At 50.0% G+C, this 3,872-nt stretch carries 3 protein-coding genes; all 3 read right to left on the reverse strand.

What is annotated here, in order from left to right:
• Window positions 1-141: 141 nt before the first annotated feature.
• The 3 genes from B5F90_RS10685 to B5F90_RS10695 all read right to left on the reverse strand — a co-directional run bounded on the left by B5F90_RS10685 (window position 142) and on the right by B5F90_RS10695 (window position 3,468).
• Window positions 142-1,038: a fimbrillin family protein gene (locus B5F90_RS10685; protein ID WP_087362789.1), complete on the reverse strand. Its 897-nt coding sequence runs from the start codon at window positions 1,036-1,038 to the stop codon at window positions 142-144.
• A 64-nt stretch (window positions 1,039-1,102) separates the two neighbouring features.
• Window positions 1,103-2,983, reverse strand: coding sequence for an IdeS/Mac family cysteine endopeptidase (locus tag B5F90_RS10690; protein WP_087362790.1), 1,881 nt, complete (start codon window positions 2,981-2,983; stop codon window positions 1,103-1,105).
• Between the two features lie 86 nt (window positions 2,984-3,069).
• Entirely contained in the window at window positions 3,070-3,468 is a 399-nt protein-coding gene (locus B5F90_RS10695; RefSeq protein ID WP_262481253.1) for an IS30 family transposase, read from the reverse strand.
• Window positions 3,469-3,872 lie beyond the last annotated feature (404 nt).

Genomic DNA, 3,872 nt, shown 5'->3' on the forward strand with positions numbered 1-3,872 from the left:
AAACGGAGCCGAAAATATAAAAAGATGAGTTCGATCGGAAAAATTACCGGGACAGTCTGCCGATTGACTCATAATGACGGAATTAAACGACTGTCCCTATTGTAGTCCTGTCCATAATCAATGCCTGATGACGGAGGTGATTCAGAAGGATATGCCTCCGTTGACAGTTCCCTGGGACTCCCATCCTATGATCTCCACTCCGTCCATTCTGATCCCGTCCGAAGAAATCTCAAGCCGCACCGTCAGCATTTTGCCTCCTTCAAGCTGACTGAGCGCCTGACCGTCCCCGGTGGTGTCCGGAAGAGTGAACGTCTTTTTCATACCCTGGAAAGAGACCTCTACAGTGACATCGTCTTTCTGCTGCGGAATCAGCATATATGACACGGAATTCCCCTTCTTTTCCATGTATCTTGCCGGACGGGCAGCAGAGCCTGATTCAACTTCGCCCTTGCGCAGATCCACCGTGCATGAGGACATCGCATTGACGGATGTGGCTACCTGCGAAAGATCGGAATCGGAATAAGTGCCGTCAGACACATATTCTATGGCAAGCCTGTGGAAAGCATGAGAGAATTTCAGCTCCACCGCCGACGCCTGGTACGCCACCGGAACAGCCTTGGCAAGCAGAAGATCCGTCTCGCCGTCTGCCGGCATGTCAAAACGGAAACTGCCGTCTGAAACGGCATCCTGATCAGGATAACATCCTGAAAAATACACCGTACCGGAATTATCCGGAAGCTCCAAATCCGACCAGAAAAGTTCCGTTTCTCCCACCGTATAGATCTCGCTTATATCATCAAAGCCCTCTCCTGAAACCGTAAGCCGGAACATGTCTCCGCTTACGAAATTTCCGGAGCCGTCCTGTCCGAGCTGAGGCGACTTCACAATGGGGCCTACGGCAGTCCTTATGTCGATTTTTCCCGTCACTTCATCGCTGCCGCCGTCCCCGCCGGGAAGGACGGATCTGTCGCATGAGACGGCCGCCGGCAGAATCGCCGCAGCATATAGAAAAAATTTATAACTCTTCATAATCATCATAATATCTATGTCAAATAAAATGTCTGCAATCCTGCCGTGCACTGCCCGACATCATTTTTCAGCTTCAGTCGTCTGTGCGCACTTCCGGAAAGGCGTTCCGCCATACGTCACGCATAAGATCCATCGTAGTCACTCCGACTATCGCATACGATGTACCCTCCCCAATCAATATTTTGAATCCGCTGCCCTCATTGTAGGTGATCTTCTTGCGAATCAGGCGATGCCTCTGGAACGGAGTGCTGCTGCCTGTGACCTGAAAATTATAATAGTCGTTGTTGTCGACATAATATACGGCCGAGATATATCCTTCATCATCGAATTCGACACCATAGAGAGCCATGACATGCGTCAGTCCGTGTGAGCGTATGAATCCGAGTCCGCGGTCATTCTCAAGGGCGTCTTTTATGAGCTCGTTGAACGTTTCCTTGCTGAAGCCCCCGAAAGAGTCGGCTATCTTCATTCCCTTGAAAACCTCCGTAAAATAGCCTCCGAAGGCATCGTCGTCGAAAGTGTCGTTTAGACCCAATCCGGGAGTGTGGTTGATGAACCAGTTGATGCCGTCCCTCGCATCCCCTCCGCGGTTACGGCTTGCCTCCCTGAAGAAATTGAATATCTCGCTTTTTTCAGTGCCAGAAAATTCAGATGAAGGGCGCGGATATTTCGGGCACACATCTCCATATTTACGGTCATACGCGGCAATATAGTCGCTGTTGATGTTCATCCACCAGTGGAGCATGCATGCCGAAGCGGCCGCCCAGCACATGTTGCTGTCATGATAGCCGGGACGGGAGTTGCTTTCGTCCGGATTGTCCTTGTCGCAGTCATACCAGCGGAAGCCCTCCTGCCAGTTCAGATAGGCTGTTTCAGGATCGCTGTCAAACTTGAACCATACTCCTGAAGGGAAGTTCCACGGATAAAATTTATCCGTATCTGTCAGCACTTTCACGGTCTCCTCATTGTAGTCAGGAGTTTCCGGCGTCTTGACTCCATATACCCAGCATATTTTCCCAGCATAGTCGGGATCAGGCTCCGGCTCCGGCTCTTCCCCGGGGCCGACGCCGCCCTGATTCAGACTCAGGTTCAGCACAGTCTCCTTTCCGCTCTCCAGAAAATCCCTGCCGCCGATTTCCGACGGCGCCTTGAAGGTCGAAGTCTTGCCGCCCGCAGTTATTTCCACCCATCCGTCGGAATAAGGGCCCAGACTGCCCGGGAAAAGTATTGCGGAAAACTTGCCCTGACTCCCTTCCGCTTTTCTGGCATCTATTCTCACCTTTTCACCGGACGGATCATTCAGACTTCCGCTATAGATTGAAAGCGACCCCTCGGTCTTATTGAGGACCTTTACTGAAAGGTCTTCGGGCAATGTACCGTCAGAGCCCGTAATGTTTATGACAAGCCTGTGCATGGCATGCCTGAAAGGGAATTCTATCCTGTTGCCTGAAAGCGAGCCAAGATCAATGTCGAGATGGCTCCACAGAAGATCCGATTCCATGTAGCCGTCCCCGCTCTGGTCGGTCTGCACCTTATGGCGGTGCACGTTTGACCCGATGCCTTCAGCCTCCGATACAGGATAATATGCGGAAAGCCTGGCCGTGCCGAATCCCAGGTCGCTCTTCTTCAGCGCCGGAGTCCACCTGCCGTTCTCAAGAGTGAGAATGACATGCCTGGAAGGACTGCCGTATATATACAACCCGACCTTGTCCCCTTCCGTAAAAGTTCCGCTCCCGTCTTCATCCACATCCGCCTTCACTGATGGCATATCCTGCGTATCATCAACAAAACCGTTTTTGGTGAATGCCAGTTCAATGAATCCGTCATCCTGTACGGAAACAGGCTCCTCCGTCTTCATGCAGGCCGGCAAGAAAAGAAGAAAAGCAGCGGCTGCAAACGCACGCATTGCGGAAGCCGCATTACCACACATAAACATTGTCATATAATTGGTCATAAGACTGCAAATTTACAGATTTTCGCAGAAAAATGCAAAAAAATCAACGCGGCAGAGTCAACGAGCAAGTGCAACACGAGACAAAATTATAACAAAAGTCTAAAGAACTCGTCCTTGGGGGTAGAAAAGTTCAACTTTTCCCTGGGCCTTCGGTTTATCTTCAGCTGGACGGAATGGATGAACTCGTCGCTGAGTTCCCGGAAGTCAGTCCCTTTGGGGATATACTGCCTTATCAGCTTGTTCATATTCTCTATCCCGCCTTTTTGCCACGAGGCATAACTGTCGGCAAAGTATACCGGAGCCTTGAGGGCTTCCGATATTTTCTTATGCGAGCGGAACTCGAAGCCATTGTCAGTGGTTATCGTCAGCACATTCTTCCTGTACGGGTATAGAAGCCTGATGACCGCATCGGCAACTTTCTCGTGGTTCTTCCCGCAGGGCAGTCTTTCCATTATCAGGTAGTTCCTGCTCCTTTCACATGGCAAGGACGAAGTTGACCGAAATCCTGTACATCTTCTTTGGCAACCACACGGCGAATGCAGTACAGCTCGTCCGGCGGGAAGTCAACGAAATTGCTCAGGCTGCCTGATGTTCGAGGTGAGTGAGAAACGGCCCTTTCACTGGAGTATTGGCTCCAGTTGGGTCCAAAAATGAAAAAAGGGGCTCCGAAACGGGGCCGAAAATATAAAAAGATGAGTTCGATCGGAAAAATTACCGGGACAGTCTGCCGATTGACTCATAATGACAGAATTAAACGACAGTCCCTATTTTAGGGACTGTCGTAAAAAGGATAAAACTTTATAATGAATTGATTGCCAATGTAATATAAAATTTGTATCTTAGCTAAAGATAAAAAGAATACCTCCAATTGCCCTAGAAAAGCCAAATT

Source organism: Alistipes sp. An31A, from assembly GCF_002159425.1.
Taxonomy (GTDB): Bacteria; Bacteroidota; Bacteroidia; order Bacteroidales; family Rikenellaceae; genus Alistipes; species Alistipes excrementigallinarum.

Excerpts from the sequence above, each read along its gene's own strand:
- B5F90_RS10685 (WP_087362789.1), bottom strand. The coding sequence starts at position 1,038 with ATGATGATTATGAAGAGTTATAAATTTTTTCTATATGCTGCGGCGATT.
- B5F90_RS10690 (WP_087362790.1), bottom strand. The coding sequence starts at position 2,983 with ATGACCAATTATATGACAATGTTTATGTGTGGTAATGCGGCTTCCGCA.